At 35.3% G+C, this 19,350-nt stretch carries 14 protein-coding genes; 2 read left to right on the top strand and 12 right to left on the bottom strand.

The window, feature by feature from the left end:
• The first annotated feature begins 293 nt into the window (after positions 1–293).
• The gene (locus BN3004_RS04995) at positions 294–1,157 is read left to right on the top strand and encodes a TrmH family RNA methyltransferase (protein ID WP_058260115.1); all 864 of its coding nucleotides are present in this window, start codon (positions 294–296) and stop codon (positions 1,155–1,157) included.
• Positions 1,158–1,285: 128 nt separating this feature from the next.
• Here the strand turns inward: BN3004_RS04995 and tnpA are convergent, their stop codons facing one another.
• The 12 genes from tnpA to BN3004_RS04935 all read right to left on the bottom strand — a co-directional run bounded on the left by tnpA (position 1,286) and on the right by BN3004_RS04935 (position 18,168).
• Positions 1,286–1,741 carry an IS200/IS605 family transposase gene (tnpA, locus tag BN3004_RS04990; RefSeq protein ID WP_058259962.1) on the bottom strand — a complete coding sequence of 152 codons (456 nt, stop codon included), beginning with the start codon at positions 1,739–1,741 and terminating at the stop codon, positions 1,286–1,288.
• A gap of 217 nt (positions 1,742–1,958) precedes the next feature.
• Positions 1,959–4,394 (bottom strand): ABC transporter permease, encoded by a 2,436-nt coding sequence (locus BN3004_RS04985; protein WP_058260114.1) that lies wholly within the window; start codon positions 4,392–4,394, stop codon positions 1,959–1,961.
• Positions 4,387–5,067 carry an ABC transporter ATP-binding protein gene (locus BN3004_RS04980; protein WP_058260113.1) on the bottom strand — a complete coding sequence of 227 codons (681 nt, stop codon included), beginning with the start codon at positions 5,065–5,067 and terminating at the stop codon, positions 4,387–4,389. The genes BN3004_RS04985 and BN3004_RS04980 overlap by 8 nt, the downstream gene beginning before the upstream one ends.
• A 46-nt stretch (positions 5,068–5,113) precedes the next feature.
• On the bottom strand, positions 5,114–5,974 hold the full coding sequence (locus BN3004_RS04975) for a sensor histidine kinase (protein ID WP_058260112.1): 861 nt from the start codon (positions 5,972–5,974) through the stop codon (positions 5,114–5,116).
• Position 5,975: 1 nt separating this feature from the next.
• Positions 5,976–6,626: a response regulator transcription factor gene (locus BN3004_RS04970; RefSeq protein ID WP_058260111.1), complete on the bottom strand. Its 651-nt coding sequence runs from the start codon at positions 6,624–6,626 to the stop codon at positions 5,976–5,978.
• Positions 6,627–6,854: 228 nt separating this feature from the next.
• On the bottom strand, positions 6,855–8,753 hold the full coding sequence (lysS, locus tag BN3004_RS04965; RefSeq protein WP_058260110.1) for a lysine--tRNA ligase: 1,899 nt from the start codon (positions 8,751–8,753) through the stop codon (positions 6,855–6,857).
• Between the two features lie 10 nt (positions 8,754–8,763).
• Positions 8,764–9,237, bottom strand: coding sequence for a transcription elongation factor GreA (gene greA, locus BN3004_RS04960; RefSeq protein ID WP_058260109.1), 474 nt, complete (start codon positions 9,235–9,237; stop codon positions 8,764–8,766).
• Between the two features lie 149 nt (positions 9,238–9,386).
• Positions 9,387–9,947, bottom strand: a complete 561-nt coding sequence (locus BN3004_RS04955; RefSeq protein ID WP_058260108.1) for a hypothetical protein — start codon at positions 9,945–9,947, stop codon at positions 9,387–9,389.
• Between the two features lie 31 nt (positions 9,948–9,978).
• Positions 9,979–10,491: a GNAT family N-acetyltransferase gene (locus tag BN3004_RS04950; protein WP_058260107.1), complete on the bottom strand. Its 513-nt coding sequence runs from the start codon at positions 10,489–10,491 to the stop codon at positions 9,979–9,981.
• A gap of 104 nt (positions 10,492–10,595) precedes the next feature.
• Positions 10,596–14,132: a pyruvate:ferredoxin (flavodoxin) oxidoreductase gene (gene nifJ, locus BN3004_RS04945; RefSeq protein WP_058260106.1), complete on the bottom strand. Its 3,537-nt coding sequence runs from the start codon at positions 14,130–14,132 to the stop codon at positions 10,596–10,598.
• Between the two features lie 428 nt (positions 14,133–14,560).
• On the bottom strand, positions 14,561–16,396 hold the full coding sequence (gene uvrC / locus BN3004_RS04940) for an excinuclease ABC subunit UvrC (RefSeq protein WP_058260105.1): 1,836 nt from the start codon (positions 16,394–16,396) through the stop codon (positions 14,561–14,563).
• Positions 16,396–18,168: an aminopeptidase P family protein gene (locus BN3004_RS04935; protein WP_058260104.1), complete on the bottom strand. Its 1,773-nt coding sequence runs from the start codon at positions 18,166–18,168 to the stop codon at positions 16,396–16,398. The genes uvrC and BN3004_RS04935 overlap by 1 nt, the downstream gene beginning before the upstream one ends.
• A gap of 162 nt (positions 18,169–18,330) precedes the next feature.
• On the opposite strand from BN3004_RS04935, the gene BN3004_RS04930 reads away from it, so the two are divergent.
• Positions 18,331–19,203 carry a DegV family protein gene (locus tag BN3004_RS04930; protein ID WP_058260103.1) on the top strand — a complete coding sequence of 291 codons (873 nt, stop codon included), beginning with the start codon at positions 18,331–18,333 and terminating at the stop codon, positions 19,201–19,203.
• The last annotated feature ends 147 nt before the right edge of the window (positions 19,204–19,350 follow it).

Here is a 19,350-nt window from a genome sequence, read left to right as displayed (position 1 = left end):
TATCAATAAAAAAATTGATTGGTTTAAATCGTTCTTTTCACTTTTATTCAGTTTTGCTTGTCATATGGTTTTTCCAGATGACTTATCCATTCTACCATTTATTTTCTTACTTGTCAAGGGTTTTTTTAAAGTTTTTCCACTTTTTTTAAAGTTTTTTTAAAATATTTTTACTTTCGCTTTACACTCCACTCTATGTAGTTGTCAATCGAATGTATTTACACAAATATTTTATTCATCCATGCACTTCAATTGCATTTTCTCTCCCCATATGCTATAATTTTCTTGGTGATTATATGAAATTTATTGATTTAAACTCTATGAGTGATGAAGAAAGAATCCCTTATATAAAGGAAGTCTTTTCTAATAAATATACTGAGGCGTCGAAAAAGCATCACGATATTCAAAGTCTCATCAAACTTAATAACAACTCGCGCCCCAATCCATTAAATGAGATTGCTCTTGAAGGTGTTTGGGGGCTGAATTTAATTTTGAAGTACAATAAAAAGCTTAATTACTTGGTGGTCTGCCCTGATTACATAAAAACCGCTGAAGCACAAAGCCTTATCGATGCATCTTACACGCGTGGCGCCAAGCTCTACTTTGTCTCGAAGAAGACTTTCGACTACTTAAGTGAGGAGAAGAACCCTCAAGGCGTCATCACCGTCTTCTATATGAATGAAGGCAGCTATGATGACATTGACCCAGCTAAGCCTCTTGTTGTCCTTGACGGTCTTGAGATTCATGGCAATATCGGCACTATACTTAGGACACTTGATGCGCTTGCCATTTACGACGTCGTCTTTATTAATAGGAAGGTCAGGATCAACCATCCGAAGCTTGTTCGTTCGTCCCTTGGCAGTTTCCTTAATATGAATATTATCGATACAAGCTTTGATGAGCTTTATAAATATCTTCAGGAAAATGGCTACACCATATATTTAACTGACACTGATGCCAAGGCCATATACATGGATATTGAATATAATGACAAGGCTTGTTTTGTGATTGGCAGCGAGAAATATGGCATTTCGCTTCCATGGTATGAAAAGCAATATGAGATGATTAAGATACCGATGAATGGTGACTGTGACAGCTTAAATGTTTCGATTGCGACGTCAATCATTCTTTATGATTATATGATGCGTTATAAAAGATAATTAAAGCTGCTCTCAACAATAAATATCCCCCGGCCTAGCCGGGGTTTTTCTCATGCGGCCCAAAGGGCCTGTATTACTAGCCGCGCCTCAAGGACGTTGGTTAATCTGTCACTTGCAAATTATACTAGCTACCCTTTAAAAGGGTCTATTGTATCAAATGTCAGCTGTTCACTAAGCTGGTCTTGTTTCAATTGATTTTGTATATATTCTTGTATGATTTTTGTATTTTTTCCTGCTGTATCTACATAATAGCCTCGACACCAAAATTGACGTCCTCTGTATTTATATTTTAAATTGCCCCATTTTTCATAAATCATTATACTGCTTTTTCCTTTCAAAAATCCCATGAAACTTGATATAGCTAATTTTGGTGGTATTTCTACCAACATGTGTACATGATCCGGGCAAACTTCTGCCTCTATTATGTTTACTTCTTTCCAACTACACAATTCTCTTAAAATTTGTCCTATTTCAAGTCTTTTTCCGCCATAAAATTCTTTCCTTCTATATTTAGGAGCAAACACTATGTAATATTTGCAATTCCATTTTGTATGTGATAAACTATGTGTGTCATTCAATGACATTTTTAATTCCTCCCTTTTTTGATTTTTATATTGCAATTGACAGATTACAATTATATTATATCAAACAGGGAGGTTTTTTGTTTGTTTATCACCGCTAAAGCTAAACTGAACCCCAGTCTAACTAGGGGTTTTCTAATACAAAAAAGTGCCTAAAATCATAGGCACTTTAAGAAATTTGACTCAATCTTTTTATTCATATACTCCACTTTTTTCGAAATTATATTGTTCGAATTAAATCAATAGTTGGTCTGTCTAAAATTCTTTTTAAAGATAAATGATAAATTAGCACATTTATTCCGTAGACTACTAAAGAAAATGCTATAAATAATTTATAGTCATAGTATCTTAGGATATTTAAAAAAGTCAATCTTGATGAGAATATAGAAATTATAAACATTACACCTATACTAGTTAATATAACTATAAGCAATGATTTTATCTGTTCATTTAAATATTCTTTTCCATAAACCCTTTTGAGTTCATCTAAATCCATTCCACAAGAATAAAAGCTTCCTATTTCTTTTTTTCTACTCAACAAACTTAGATTTATAGATGAATATCCATTTGTAATATTTAAAACTAATATTATTAATCCTATACCTAATACAATTTTCATTAGGTCTTGTAGATTCTCAAATTCTTTCTTTTCTAGCTCTTCCCCTGCAGTAATATCAAATCTATCTTCAGGTGAAATTTGTTCCCTAATTAATGTTTCCGCATAATCTTGTGCATCTTTTGCATCGGAGTCATTTACTTTCATATTCAAAGTATAAGGATAGTTTTTATATTTTTCATCGTCAGTTTCTTCCATTAGATTGAAAAATGTATCGAAGTCGGTGTAAATTTTCACATCAAAGGGCATGGTTCTAGACTTAATTTTCCCCAAATCATTTATTGACTTTGAAATCTTAACACTTGTTTGGTAATCATCTCCAATACTTATATCAAGACTTGTTGGATTATCAAAATATGGAATTTTCTTTGCTTTAGATATAGGTATGGAAGAATCTTCTTGGATCATATTATAAAGTAGAAATTCTCCCTTATTTCCTCCAAGCTCTTTTAAGTCTTCTTCTTCTAAGGCTATTAAAAATCCATCCATTCCCTTTGCATTATATTTTTCAATATTTTTTTCAGCCTCTTTATCTAGGCTTGCATTCCTAGCTTCTTTTGAAAAATCTTTATTATTTTCAACTATTACATATTTTTGTTTAGAAATATAGGATTTTTCATTAGAAATTTTTTCATCAATCTCTTTTAGTACCGATGGCACTTCATCATTATCGCTATAATAATCTACAGAAAAGTTATATCCATTATCATAATACGAATAGTCTCTAAGATAATTTGAAATTCCTATTACAATTACAAATACTGAAATGATTAGAATTCCAATAGCTGAAATAAATCTTTGTGATTTTATTGAAGCTAAGTTGTTAATTCTTAGTTCTTGCCATAAGTTCTGTTTCTTCTTTTTCTTATACTTGGAAAAATCTATATTTCCTCTAATCCCATCTATAATGTTGATTTTAGAAATCTTTTTTGAAGGAGATTTTATAGCCAAGGAAACAATTATAAAAGAAACAAATAGTATGGCTAAACTTAATAATGGATTAAATCTTACTACTTCAAAGGCACTTACTCCATCACCTTTTTGTATATTACTATACAAATAATATATAAAGGAATAACCTGCTATGTGACCTAAAAGTATTGGAATGGCTGATATAATTAAACCTTCTTTTAAAAGCATCAAATAAATTTGACCATTAGTTGACCCTATAGATTTATATATAGACAGCTCTTTAATTTTTCGAAGACCCCAAACCCAAAAGATATTTTTTATAAAAAATACAAAGACGGCTATACATCCGAAGATAGATAATACGATAACCGCTTTACTCATAATGTTTTGTAAAGCATCTCTTTCGATACCGTAATAATATATCAATCCATCAGAAAATTTTAGTTCTACATCCCTACCAAGTTTATTATTTATATCTTCCTGAATATTTTCTTTATTTTTATAAGATTTTTCAAATGAATCATACTTCACATATGTTTTAAAGGATGACATCTTTTCTTGTAATCCTAAAGCAAAATTTAATTTACTATATTTGTTATAAACGTCTCCGTAAACTCCTACTACAGTAAAAGATTTAGTGGAAACTTTTTTAAATTTTTCCTTATCAGTATTTGCACTAGTAGGTTCTATTTCTTCCCCATCTATAAACCTTTTACCTATTTCAAGTTTTATTTCATCACCTAAATTAATGCTATTTTCATTTATGAAGCTTTCTGATAGAACAATTTCATTTTCATTTTCTGCAAATCTACCTTTTTGAAGTCTTGAATACTCTCTCATTTTATTTATTGCTTCATCCTGATAATTAATGACAAGTAAATCATTATTATATTTAGCATTATCTGGATTAAGTGACATTTTCCCAATTAATTCGATATCTTCAATAGACCTTAGTTTTTCTACTTCTTCATTTGATAACTCATCCTTAATCTCAGCATGATAAAAATTATTTGACATGGCATATCCATAGTTGGCTTGTCTATTTGTATAACCATAATAAAAAACCACAGTAAAAAACAAACTTACAATAAATAAGGAAATAAAAATAGGAAAATTCTTCTTATTCATTTCTTTCATCTCCTACAATTTTTCCATCGACTATGGTAATAATACGATTTGCTTGTAAGGCTATTTCTTCGTCATGAGTGATTAGGATAATCGTTTGTTTTAAAGTCTTATTGAAATATTTAAAAATTTCTATAATTTCCTTAGAATTTTTCCTGTCCAAATTACCTGTTGGTTCATCCGCTAATATTATAGATGGATTATAGATAAGACTTCTCGCTATGGCAACTCTTTGCTGCTGACCTCCTGAAAGCTCACTTGGAAAAGAGTCGAGTTTACTTTCTATACCAAGTTTCCTAACTGTATCAAGTAATTCTTCCTCATTGATTTTCCTTTTATCAAGTTTTAATGGAAGTTCTATGCTGTGACGAACCGTTAAGTTGGGAATCAAATTATAAAACTGATAAATTAGTCCGACTTTTCTTCTTCTAAAGTAGGCTAATTCTTTTGAGGAATACTTTGAGATGTCGTTGCCATCTATATAAACCTTTCCATCATCTGGACTATCTACTCCTCCTACAATGTGCAAAAGTGTAGATTTTCCAGATCCACTTGGTCCAACAATAGCGACAAATTCTCCTCTTTCAATTTCAAGGTTGACACCGTCTAAGGCAATAACCTTAGAATTACCCTCGCCGTATTCTTTTCTTAAATTTTCTACTTTTAATATTTCCATACTTTCCTCCTTAATTTAAGGTAAGTATATAAAAGTAAAGTGATTTTTAGGTGACATTGTAGAATTTTATTTCAAATCTTGCTCCAGCATCATTATTGGAAACAGAAATTTCTCCGTTGTTTTTTTCGACAATTGTCTTCGCCATAGCAAGGCCTATTCCAAAACCATTTGAGTCGGGCGTTTTATAAAAGCGTTTAAAGATTTTTTTGATATTTTCTTTTTCTATTCCTCCGCCATTGTCTTCAATGATTAAGCTAGTATAGAGGGGATTTTTATATGATGAGACCACAATTTTGTCACAAGTCGGTCTATTATCAGCATTCTTGATAATATTGATAAAAGCTTCTGCTAGCCAATAAAAATCTCCATTGATGCTATTTTCTTTTAAATCCGTTCTCTTTTCTACCTTCATAGATTTCTTTAAATTCAAACTATCTAGAGCATAATCTATTAATTCATCTAAACGAATTTCATCTTTTTTCATTAAATCTTTGTTTGCATCTAGGCTTGATAGTTTGAGTAAAATATCTGATAAAGAGTTTAATCTTAAGAGTTGTCTTTTTAAAATTCCTATATCATCATTATCTGAAAAGTCCATCTCCAAATTTTCTATGGAAAAAAGCATAGATGTGATGGGAGTTTTGATTTGATGGGCGATGTCTTCTAGGTATTCTATTTGCTTTTCACTATTTCTAGTACTTGTCTCTTTTGCTTCGACTATTTCTATAAATAGCTTGTAAATCTTATCTTCTAAAATCGAAAAATCGTCTTGCTTCATGGGAATTTTATAATTTTGATTTTTCATATTTTCTATCAGATTTATAAGCTCATTTATTCTATTTTTCTTTCTTGATTCTAAAAAATAATAAAGAAGTCCCAGGCTTATTATCCAAAATACATATATCATCTCAATCCATCCTATAACCAATTCCTCTAACAGTAGAAATTACTTCTTTATCAAGTTTCTCTCTGATTCTCTTAATAGTTGATGTGAGAGTATTGTCATTTACAAACTTATCCCTATCTTCCCAGAACATTTCAAGCAGCTGACTTCTGGTATAAACTCTGTGAGGATTTTTAATAAATAAGACCAGGATTTCATATTCTAGCGAAGTTAAATCCACCAGATTTCCCTTAAAATAAACTTTTGACTGATTTAAATCTATTTTTATATCCTTATAAGATATACTCTTATCCTGTGATATAGGTATTGTCCTTAAAACCGCATCAATTCTTGCCCTTAATATGGCAAGGGAAAATGGCTTTGTTAAATAGTCGTCTGCTCCTTGATCTAGGGCGGCAATTATAAAATCTTCATCATTTTTTACTGTTGTTACAATAACTCTTATGTCCTTATCCTTTAATCTCTCTATCAGATGTTGACCATCTTTATCTGGTAGATTTATGTCCAATAGTGCCACATCCATATATACATTCATCTTATAGCTTGCTTCGTAAAAAGATGATGCAATCTCTACTTCATAACCATTATTAAGCAAATACTTTTCTATTTGTAAAGCAATTTCTTTGTTATCCTCTATAATCAAAACACTCTTCATTCTAACCCTCTCATACATTAACCTTTGAAATCTATTAAAAAATTTTTTTCATACACAATAGCTATACTATGTCAGTACTTATGACCGCAACATAAAAACCTGCCCTGCTTAGACCAGCTAATTTATTTCAATGTAGAGTCACTAATGTTTTTTATCAATTTTCAATCTTCATTATAAAAATTAAACTGGGATTCATAACAAACCCCAGTTTCATAATTAGCGTGTTCTTTAATATAATTTTGCTCCTGCTGGTATATAATCATCTACCATTAGTAAGTGTAGCTTTTCTTCGCCTTCTTCTTCGTGTACTGCTGATAAAAGCATGCCGCATGAGTCTATGCCCATCATGGCTCTTGGTGGTAGGTTAACTATAGCGATAAGTGTCTTGCCGATTAACTCTTCTGGCTCGTAGTATGCATGTATACCGCTTAGTATTGTTCTGTCCTCGCCTGTACCATCATCAAGTGTGAATTGAAGTAATTTCTTTGACTTAGGTACTGCCACGCAGTCTTTAACCTTAACTGCTCTAAAATCTGACTTTGAGAATGTTTCGAAGTCTACCATGTCTTTGAATAGTGGCTCTATCTCAACTTTTGAGAAGTCAATCTTTTCATCTGCTTTAACGCTTGCCTTTGGTGCTGCTTCTGCATTAGGGTCAGCTCCAATTGGCTTCATTGTTGGGAAGAAGATTACGTCTCTGATGGATGCTTGATTTGTAAGTAGTATGATAAGTCTGTCAACACCTATACCAAGTCCGCCTGTTGGTGGAAGACCAACTTCTATCGCGTTTAAGAAGTCTTCGTCCATAGGATGAGCTTCGTCATCGCCGTATTCTTTTTGTCTTAATTGCTCTTCGAATCTTTCTCTTTGATCGATTGGGTCGTTTAATTCTGAGAATGCATTTGCTATTTCCCAGCAATTGGCAAAGGCTTCGAATCTGTTAGTAATTCTTGGATCGTCCGGATTTCTCTTTGCTAATGGTGAAATTTCTACTGGATGGCCAATGATAAATGTTGGCTGATCCATATATTGTTCGCAGAATTCTTCGAACATTTCACTTATTACGTGGCCTCTAGTCATGCCAGGTTTTATCTCAAGTTTATGTTCTTTAGCTACTTCAAGAGCTTCTTCATCTGTATTTATCTTGTCAAAGTCAACGCCTGTGTGCTCTTTAACAGCATCTTGCATCTTGATTCTTCTCCAAGGTGGAGTAAAGTCAATAGTTTTGCCTTGATATTCAACTTTTGTAGTTCCTAAAACTTCTTTAGCTACGTAAGCAACAAGATTTTCAGTAATTTCCATCATATCGTTATAGTCAGCGTATGCTTCGTATAGCTCGATATTAGTAAACTCTGGATTGTGTCTTGTGTCCATACCTTCATTTCTGAACATCTTACCCATTTCATAAACTTTGTCGAAACCGCCGACTATAAGTCTCTTTAGGTAAAGTTCGTTCGCTATTCTTAATGACATATCGATGTTTAGTGCGTTATGATGTGTTAAGAATGGTCTTGCGTTTGCACCACCAGCGATATTGCCAAGGATTGGAGTTTCTACTTCTAAGTAGCCTAAGTTGTCTAGGTACTCTCTAATCTTTCTTATAATTTTATTTCTTAATAAGAATGTTTCTTTTACTTCAGGGTTAACGATTAGGTCAACGTATCTTTGTCTGTATCTAAGGTCTGGGTCTTTTAATCCGTGCCACTTTTCAGGTAGTATTTGTAAGGATTTGGAAAGTAATGTAAGCTTTTTAGCTTTAATACTGATTTCGCCTGATTGTGTTTTAAAGACTTCGCCTTCTACACCTATGATGTCCCCCATATCTAAGTATGAGATGATCTTGTAGGCTTCCTCGCCTAATTCGTCAATTTTTGAAAGGATTTGTATTCTTCCCTTCATATCTTGTATGTCCATAAAAGAGATTTTGCCGTGTCCTCTCTTTGACATAACTCTACCAGCTACGGTAACTTCCTTGCCTTCAAATTCATCGTAGTTATCAGTAATGTCTGTAGTGTGATGATCAGGATTGAACTTTTCAATTAAGAATGGGTTCTTGCCTTGATCTTGTAGTTCTTTTAACTTTTGTCTACGAATTTGAAGCATTTCATTTAAATCTGTGTTTTGCATCTTTCAACTCCTATGATATCTTTGTTATTTTATATTTCTTAATACCTGATGGTGCTTCTACTTCAACAACTTGATTTCTTTTTCTGCCTATCATAGCTCTGCCAACAGGGCTTTCGTTTGAAATCTTGCCGTTAAATGGATCCGCTTCTACTACACCAACGATTTGATATTCTAAAAACTCGTCTGTGTCCATGTCCTTAAATCTAACATTCGAGCCAACCTTTACCGATTTGTTATCAGTATCTCCTGCCTCGTCTATAAGTACTGCATTTCTTAGTATATTTTCAAGTTTAGCTATCTTTTCTTCAAGTGCTGCTTGATCGTTTTTCGCTTGATCATATTCAGCGTTTTCACTTAAGTCTCCGTATCCAAGAGCTATCTTGATCTTTTCTGCAACTTCTTTTCTTGCAACCGTCTTAAGATATTCGAGCTCTTCTTCCTTTTGTTTTAAACCCTCTTCTGTTAAGTATTGTTCTTTGGCCATACATCTCTCCCCTTACATATATATTAACATTGTTATTATATTAGATTTACTCGTAATTGTCAAGCATTTTAATCACAATTGTTATCACGTTATCACATGTATATGGACTAAAAAAGATCTAAGACTAACTTAGATCTTTACAAAACTATTTACTTGTTTTCTAGCTCTTCTTCGATTGCTTTTCTTAGTCCAGCTTCATCATCTGGAAGGTCTTCATTGAATGATGGGTCAAGCACGAATAATATACTTGAGTCCTTCTTAAGAATGATGCACTCGCCATCTTCAGAGTCTGAATAATCTCTAAATGCTTCGACTCCCATATCATCAAGTATCTTAAATACAAGATCGAGCTTCTTGTTACGTCTTGTCACATAGTCTTCAAGCTCATCTGTGCCAATGGCATAAGCGCCAATCACTTGGTACTTATCGTACATACCCTTGTACTCATTAAGTAACGGGTACTCTTCGACGTCTACATACAAGTATTCTCTGTTTAGGAATATGTCTCTTGATAATATAAAATCGGCGTCATTAAATTTTAACTTAAGTAGTGCTGGAAAACCATCTAGATAAATTCTGTAGTTGTATCCGTCCTCTTCGGGCCTGCAGCTTGGAATGCCTTTTAAAAACTCTTTGTAATCTTTTTCTTCTTTGAACATGCCTATCGAGTAGACAAGATCAAAGTCTCTGCATAGTCTTAGTAAATACATATAATCAACTCCTTAAAATATATATACCCAATTATAATTTAATCCAGTATCTTTTTGTTGAATGAAGGTCATCTTCTTTTATAATATTCTCGAGCTCGCCGCCACACGCTTCTATGGTCTTTGCTGACGCTATATTATTAATGTCGCATGTAATAAGCACTTTTTCATAGCCGTGATTTTTATAAAACTTAAGTCCTTCTTTAAGCATAGCTTTTGCGTATCCTTTGCGTCTTTCATCTGGGACAATTGAGTAGCCTATATGTCCACCAAATTTAAGTAAAAAGTCATTCAGTTCAAGCCTTAAATTTATCATGCCAATAACTTTGCTTTCATCATCATCAACATAAATGTATTGAAAAGCAGGGACTATTCCCTCTGGACAGGTGCTTTTATTTTCTATTGACTTATTCCTTTCAAGCCACTCATCAAAATCAAGTCTTTCAAGTCCACTAACCCCACAAAATCTTTCTCCTGCTTCTATTATTTTCTCTTTAAATTCTAAAACTATATCTTTATGTTTTTTATTTGCTTTAATTAGTTTCATCTCTTCACTTCCTTTTATATATTATAATTTATTGAGGGGTGAATTGCAAGCAAAAAAAGATGCGAAGATTTCTCCTCGCATCTAATTAAATATATTTACTTAAATTATTTATCTAAGCCAGCCATTCTCTTGTAGCTTGCAAGTCTGTCTTTAGCAGATTCTTCAGCTGCCTTGAATAAGATTTCTGCTTCTTCAGGGAAGTCCTTTTGAAGTGATGTGTATCTTACTTCAGAGCCTATGAAGTCTTGGAATGATTCTGTTGGGTCTTTTGAGTCTAGTACAAATGGATTCTTGCCTTCTTTTTCAAGTCTTGGGTCGAATCTGTATAGGTGCCAGTAACCAGCTGCAACAGCTTGTTTTTCTCTGTTAACGCTCTTGCCCATACCGCATTTTAATCCGTGGTTGATACATGGAGCGTAAGCGATGATGATTGATGGTCCATCGTATTCTTCTGCTTCTTTAATTGCTTTAAGTGCTTGGTTCATGTTAGCACCTAGAGCGATTTGAGCAACGTATACGTAGCCATAGCTTGTCATCATTAGGCCAAGGTCTTTCTTTCTGATCTTCTTACCAGAAGCTGCGAATTTTGCAACAGCTGCTGTTGGAGTAGCCTTTGATGATTGTCCACCTGTATTTGAGTAAACTTCTGTATCAAATACGAAGATGTTGATGTCTTTACCAGCTGCTAGTACGTGGTCAAGTCCGCCAAAGCCTATATCGTAAGCCCAGCCGTCTCCACCGAATACCCAAACAGACTTTCTAATCATGTAATCTCTTAGTTCATCAAGTTGTTCTAGTATTTCGTCTTGAGCTGCATCGCCAGTCTTCTTAGCTAATTTATCAGCCATCTTAGCGTAAGCTTCTTTACTTACTCTAGCATCTCTTATATCTGAAAGCCATAGTTTGAATGCTTCTTCAAGATCAGCATCCTTCTTGTCTAGTTCGATGTAGCTTTCCATAAGAGCTTTAATTCTCTTTCTGTTAACTTCATCAGCTAGAACGAAACCATAACCATATTCAGCGTTATCTTCGAATAATGAGTTAGCCCATGCAGGTCCCTTACCGCATTTGTTTACGCAGTATGGAGTTGATGGAGCTGAACCACCCCAAATTGATGAACATCCAGTTGCGTTTGCAACGATCATTCTGTCACCATATAATTGAGTGATTAATTTAGCATAAGCAGTTTCACCGCAACCAGCGCAAGCGCCTGAGAATTCAAGAAGTGGTTGTTGGAATTGAGATCCCTTAACGCTAAATTTATCCATAATGTCGTCTTTTACTTCAACTTCGTCCATAGCGAAATCCCAGTTTTCACTTTCTACTTCAGCAATGTCTTCGAAGTGAACCATTTCTAATGCTTTTTCCTTAGCTGGACAGATGTCAGCGCAGTTACCGCAACCTGTACAGTCAAGTGATGAAACTTGCATTCTGTATTGTAATCCTTCTAAGCCTTTACCCTTAGCTTCAATTGTTTCAAATGTTTCAGGAGCCTTAGCAGCTTCTTCATCATTTAGAAGTATTGGTCTAATAACAGCGTGAGGGCAGATGTATGAACATTGGTTACATTGGATACAATTTTCTTTGTGCCACTTAGGTAGGTTAACAGCAATAGCTCTCTTTTCGAACTTAGCTGTACCATTTTCAAAAGTACCGTCTTCAATACCTACAAACTTAGATACTGGAAGAGTGGCACCCTTTTGAGCGTTCATTACTTCAGCAATTTCTTCGAAGAACTTAGTAGTTTCTTTCTTTTCTTCTTTTTCGTCCTTTAAGTCTTTCCAGCTTTCTGGATATTTAATTTCTTTTAATTCTTCAATACCCTTGTCAACTGCTTGATAGTTCATGTTAACTATCTTTTCACCCTTGTGACCATAAGATTTAACTATAGAGTCCTTTAAGTGAGTAACAGCTTCGTCAAGAGGAAGTACTTCAGATAACTTGAAGAATGCAGCTTGCATAATCATGTTAGTTCTTCCGCCTAGACCGATTTCTTCAGCGATTCTAGTTGCGTTTATAGTGTAGAATTTAGCATGATGTTCAGCAATAGCGCGTTTTAACTTATTAGGTAAGTTTTCTTCTAGTTCCTTTTCGTCCCAGATGCAGTTTAATAAGAATGTTCCGCCATCTTTAAGTCCATCTAGTAAATCATATAGATTGATATAAGATTGTTTTGAACAGCTTATGAAGTCTGCGTGACTGATTAGGTATGTTGATTTTATAGGTGATTTACCGAATCTTAAGTGAGAAACAGTTACACCACCTGACTTCTTAGAGTCATAAGCAAAGTAGCCTTGTGCGTATAAATCAGTGTTATCACCGATAATCTTGATAGCTGACTTGTTAGCACCTACTGTACCGTCTGATCCGAAGCCCCAGAATTTACACTTGATAGTTCCTTCTGGTTCAGTATTTATAATTTTCTTAATTTCTAGTGATTTATGAGTAACATCATCATTGATACCAATAGTGAAGCCATTGATAGGATTTTCTGATGCTAAGTTTTCATATACAGATAAGATTTGTGAAGGAGTAGTATCCTTTGAACCTAAACCGTATCTACCACCAACGATAAGTGGCTTAGTATCTGCATCGTAGAACATTGACTTAACGTCAAGGTATAGTGGTTCGCCTAGAGCGCCCTTTTCCTTAGTTCTATCTAAAACAGCTATTCTCTTAACAGTCTTTGGATATACATCGAAGAAGTATTTCTTAGAAAATGGTCTATATAGTCTAACCTTGATAAGACCAACCTTCTTGCCATTGCTGTTTAAGTAGTCAACAGTTTCTTCAACAGTATCAGTTACAGAACCCATAGCAACGATGATGTCTTCAGCGTCTTCAGCTCCGTAGTAGTTGAATGGTTTGTACTCTCTTCCAGTGATCTTTGAAAGTTCCTTCATGTAGTCAGCAGCTATCTCAACGATATCTTCATAGTGTTTGTTAGATGCTTCAGCAGCTTGGAAATAGATATCAGGGTTTTGAGCAGTACCTCTAGTTACTGGATGTTCTGGGTTCAAAGCGTTTTCTCTGAACTTTCTTAGAGCGTCCTTGTCAAGAAGTTTCTTTAGATCTTCATAGTCAATAACTTCGATCTTTTGAATTTCGTGAGAAGTTCTGAAACCATCGAAGAAGTGTAAGAATGGTACTCTGCCCTTAATAGCTGAAAGGTGAGCAACACTTGCAAGGTCCATAACTTCTTGAACCGAGCCAGATGCTAACATAGCAAATCCAGTTTGACGGCATGCCATAACGTCTTGGTGGTCACCAAAGATGCTTAGAGCGTGAGAAGCAAGAGCTCTTGCTGATACGTGGAATACACCTGGTAGTAATTCACCAGCGATCTTATACATATTAGGAATCATAAGTAGAAGACCTTGTGAAGCTGTATATGTAGTAGTTAATGCACCTGCTTGTAATGATCCGTGTACAGCACCAGCTGCGCCAGCTTCAGATTGCATTTCTTGAACTAATACTCTTTCTCCAAATATGTTAGTCTTGCCGTGAGCAGACCAGCTGTCAACAGCTTCAGCCATATTTGAAGAAGGAGTTATTGGGTAGATGGCAGCAACTTCTGTAAATGCGTATGATACATATGCAGCAGCTGTGTTACCATCCATGGTTTTAAATTGTTTTGCCATTTTTATTCCTCCTATAAAATTATTATCTTTCACAAATGTAATTATATAACAAAGGCCAAATATTTGCAAGGGTAATTTATAAATGTGATTTAAATCACCTATAAGATTTACTTATACTTAAACACTTTCATATAGCTTTTACTTATAGCCATGCTTATGGCCTTGCCACGATGATCGCAGAGCACTAGATAAGTAAAATCACTTGCTTAAGTGCGAATCATTTAGCTAATAGCTTTGCCACTATAAACGCTCGTCACCTGGCAAATGGATTTGATATGATAAACGTGCGTCATATGCTTAATGTTTTTGCTATGTTAATCGCACGTCATTCGGCTAGTAATTTTGCTTGTGTTATTAAAAGCGTTTATTAAAACAGCAATTTCGATTTGCACGTACTATGACATAAGAAAAAAGATACCTAGAACAGTTTAAGTATCTTTTCTAAAAAATTCATATATATCTTTTGCGTTTGTCTTTGATATGCCCTTGATTGACTCGAGCTTTTCAAGGCTCGCCCTTCTGATTGCGTCGATATCATCAAAAGCTTCGTATAATATCTTTTTCTTTTTAGGACCTATGCCAACTATCTCATCGAGTATCGACTGATTGATATTTTTCTCTCTTAAGGACCTGTGATATGTGATGGCAAATCTATGTGCCTCGTCTTGTATCCTTGTTAGTATCTTGAATAGCTCCGAGCTTTTATCAAGTTTTATAATCTCGCCCATATAAGCGAGCGAATCGGTTCTGTGATGCTCATCCTTCTTTAGTCCGACGACTGGTATCTCTATACCGAGGCTATCTAAAACCATCTGCGCGCTCGATGCTTGACCAAGGCCGCCGTCTATAAGTATAACGTCTGGCAGCGCTGCGAATGAACCTTCCTTATCCTTCATACTTCTCATAAAGCGTCTCTCTAAGACTTCTCTTAGTGAGCCGTAGTCGTCTGGCCCAACTATGGTCTTGATCCTAAAGCGCCTGTACTCATTTCTTTGCATATCGCCGTTCTCGTAGACAACCATTGACGCGACTGAATTTTGACCCATGGTATTGGATATATCATAGCACTCAAGCCTATTTGGCACGTCTTCAAGCCAAAGTAGATCCTTAAAGCGCTGCATCGCCATATCCTTTAAGGCTTTCTTCCTTATATATCTATCGGCATGTTTCTCAACCATGTCGATGGCATTTTTCTTCGCCATAAGCACCAAGGATCTCTTCTCGCCTCTTTGCGGCACGTGTATATCAACTTTGTGATTTGCTATCTTTGAGAGCGCCGTTATCATTTCCTCTCTATCAGGAAAATCGATTTCTGAAATGATTTCGTTTGGCATATCGATGTTGGCTGAGTAATGCTGCGAGATAAAGGCTTTGAATATGTCTTTGATCTCGGTCTTCTTTTCATTTTCGAATAGATAATAGTTCCTTTCAACGATTTTCCCGTCACGAATGATAAATAATTCGAGTATAACGTCTGAGATGCCTTCTGCATAAGCAAGGACATCTCTATTGATGGCGTCGGGCGAAGTAATTTTTTGCTCCTTGTGTATGTCGTTAAAAGCATTGACCACGTTTAAGTATTCGGCTGCTTTCTCGAACTCAAGATTCTTAACCGCATCGTCGAGCTTAGATTTATATTTCTCCAAAAGTGATTTATCTTTATTTTGAAGTATCTTCATCGCTCTATCAACGAGCTCGGCGTACTCTTCTTCAGTGACCTCGGCTCTGCAAGGCGCTATGCACTTGCCGATGAAGTAGTTAAGGCAAGGCCTAATCTTGCCCTTGACCTTCTCGATATTTAAATTACAGTCCCTAAGCTTTAGCTCTCTATTGATAATATCGATCGCAATGTTGACGCTAGCTGCGTTTGGGTACTGGCCAAAGTACTTTGCTCCGTCTTTTCTAAGTAAACGCGTTTTTAATATGCGCGGAAACTTTTCGTTAGTCGTCACCTTGATGTAAGGGTAGCTTTTGTCGTCACGAAGGACTATATTGTACTTAGGAACGTAACGCTTAATAAGGTTGGACTCTAGAATCAGAGCCTCAACCTCATTATCAACAATTATATATTCAAACTCGGCAATGTTTTTTACCATCGCCTTAACTTTTTCAGAGTGATTAGCAGAACTCCTAAAGTAGCTCCTCACTCTGTTAGATAAATTTTTTGCCTTGCCTACATAAATTATCTCGCCCTTGTCATTCTTCATAATGTAAATGCCAGGGTTTTTAGGCAGCTTCTTTATCTCGTCTTCAAAGTTAAACATTAAATTTCACTTGTTACCTTTTTTAACCAAGCTTTTTCGTCTTCATTTAATAATGGACTTACTTTTTCATAAACGGCTTTATGGTAATCGTTTAGCCACGATATTTCTTCAGCTGTAAGCATATCTTTATCTATAGCGTCCTTATCGATAGGCGCATATGTTAGTGGCTCAAGTCTAAAGAAGTCACCGTATTTACTTGTGCCTGCGTCTTCAACATAAACAAGGTTTTCAGTTCTAACACCATATTTACCGTCTTCATAAACGCCTGGTTCAACACTGAAAATCATGTTCTTAACTAGGTCTACGTCATTATATCTAGAAGAAATATTGTGTGGTCCTTCATGAACATTTAGTAAATAGCCAACGCCGTGACCAGTGCCGTGAAGGTAATCCATTTGATGCTTGTAAAGGTCTAGTCTTGCTAGTAAATCTAGTGAAGATCCCTTAGTACCCTTCTTGAATACAACGCTCATAAGTCTGATGAAACCCTTTAAAACTAGAGTAAATCCAGTTCTTTCTTCATCACTCAAATCGCCCATCGCCATAGTTCTAGTGATGTCTGTTGTGCCAAACTTATATTGTCCGCCGCTATCAACAAGTAAAAGTCCCTTTGCTTCAAGTTTTTTATTAGTCTCTTCACTTGACATATAGTGAACGATTGCGCCATTGTCAGCGTAACCGCAGATAGTATCGAAGCTTTCTTCTAAGAAATCTTCTGACATAGCTCTAAACTCATGAAGTTTGTCTTGAACTGTAAGCTCGTCAAGCTCAGTCTTATCAGACTCCTTAAGCCACTTCATGAATCTCGCTATAGCAACGCCATCAGTTATGTGCGCCTTCTTTATATTTTTGATTTCAGTATCATTTTTAACCGCTTTAAACTTTGTAGTGATGTTTATGTCGTCTATAACGTAGTTGTCGTCTTCGATTAGCTTAAACATGTATCTATTGATTTTGTTTTCGTCTAGGTAAATGGTCTTGTCTTTGATCTTTCTTAAGTCATCTTCAAAGTCTTCATACGCCTTAACTTCAACGCCTTGTGCGTTAAGCGACTTGATTATGGCATCATCAAGCTTATCAAGATCTGTGTAGATGGCTGCCTTATCAAAATCGATGTAAGCGTAAGAAATTAGTACTGGTGAGTCTTGTATATCGTTTGCTCTGATATTATATAGCCAGCAGATGTCGTCAAGTGAAGCGATTATGCTTAGGTCGGCGCCTTCTTCTTTAAGCGCTTCTCTAAATCTCTTTAATTTATCTCTAGTGCTTTCACCTGCTTCTTCGTCTGATAGTATAAAGGCTTTATCCTTCTTAAGAGCAGGTCTATCAGTCCAAATCTCTGAAATAAGGTCGACGTCGTCAACAAATTTAACGTCCCTACCATCAACAAGGTCCTCTATCCTTTCAAACATCGCTTCAGAGAAAGTCTTGCCATTAAAGCCAATGACTTCGCCCTTGGCTACGCTATCTCTTAAGTATTCCATAAATGTTGGAACGCCTGGCTTACCCCATTTATATAGCTCATATGAAGTGCCCTTTAATTGATTTTCTGCTTGAACGTGATATCTTCCGTCTGCCCATAGCATTGCCTTATCCATAGTGATGATGACATTGCCTTGTGAGCCAGTAAAGCCTGATATGAAGACTCTATCCTTGTAGTGATCAGAAAGATACTCGTTCATATGTGGGTCCGCTGTGGCAACTATATACATAGTGATACCGTTTTTCTTCATTAATTCTCTTAAACTTTTAACTCTATCGTCAATTGACATTATAAAACCTCCCTTATATATGTATTATACCACATAAGGTGATTTTTTAATATATGGACTTGAAAATATATTATTTGTACAAATTGCTTTAAATGTGCATAACATTTATCTTGTCTTTAATAAATTTATATGTTATAATTAATCGTATGAGAGAGGTAAAAAATGACAAGAATTATAATTGATAGTGCGAGTGATTTCACGCAAGAAGAAATAAAAGAATTTGATCTCGAAGCATTGTACGTCAGTGTTTTTGACACAGATGATGTGGAGACTATCCTACGTGACGGACTTGATATAAAGCGCTCTGATATATATAAAGCTATGAGAAAGGGTAAGATTTTTAAGACTAGTCAGATCAATCTTAACCAGTACCTAGAAGGTTTTGAAAAAGTTTGTAAAGAAGACGAAGACTTTATCTACATCTGCCTTTCCTATGGACTTACTACGGCTTGGGATACATCGCGCATGGCGATTAAGATGCTTGAAGAAAAGTATCCCCAAAGACGCATGGTCTCAATCAACTCAAAGTCCATGACTATAGGTGAGCAAATCATAGTTAGAGATATAATTGAAAAGAAAAACAAGGGCTACTCACTTGACGAGCTTGAAAAAAGAGCTAATGAGATTAGTGGCAAGGTAGTTCATCTCTTCACTGTTGATGACTTAAACTACTTATTCATGGGTGGAAGAATTTCTAAGACCGTGAAGAATGTTGGCCAAGTCTTAAACATCAAGCCGCTGCTTGGTGATGACGACGATGGTGCTTTAGCTCTTAAGGATAAGGTGCGCGGCGAGGCAAAGATATATAAAAAGCTAAGCAATACTTTCATAGAAGATGCTAAGAAGAATCCTGATGTATTGAAGCACGCAATAGTTGGTCACACTGACAATATTGAAGGCGCTCAAAAGCTTTTTGAAATGATATCAGCTGAAGTCGATACTAAGGATGTCATCATTAGAGAGATAGGCCCAGCTATAGGTGCCCACTTGGGACCTGGTGCTGTTGCCATCGCTTACTTAGACGAAACAAGATAAATTTATATTTGGTCAAACTCATTAAGAGCTTGACCATTTTTATGCAAAGAAAAACTCCTGATCATTTGATCAGGAGTCAGACTGTTGACAAAGTAGGCGTATTTTTATAAAAATACGCCTACTTTTTTACTTGAAAACCTCTTAAAA

Origin of the sequence: Fenollaria timonensis (assembly GCF_001457835.1) — a bacterium.
In the GTDB taxonomy this organism is placed as follows: Bacteria; Bacillota; Clostridia; order Tissierellales; family Peptoniphilaceae; genus Fenollaria; species Fenollaria timonensis.
Note: the sequence above shows the minus strand (reverse complement) of the source record. Positions and strands in the feature narration are given on the sequence as shown.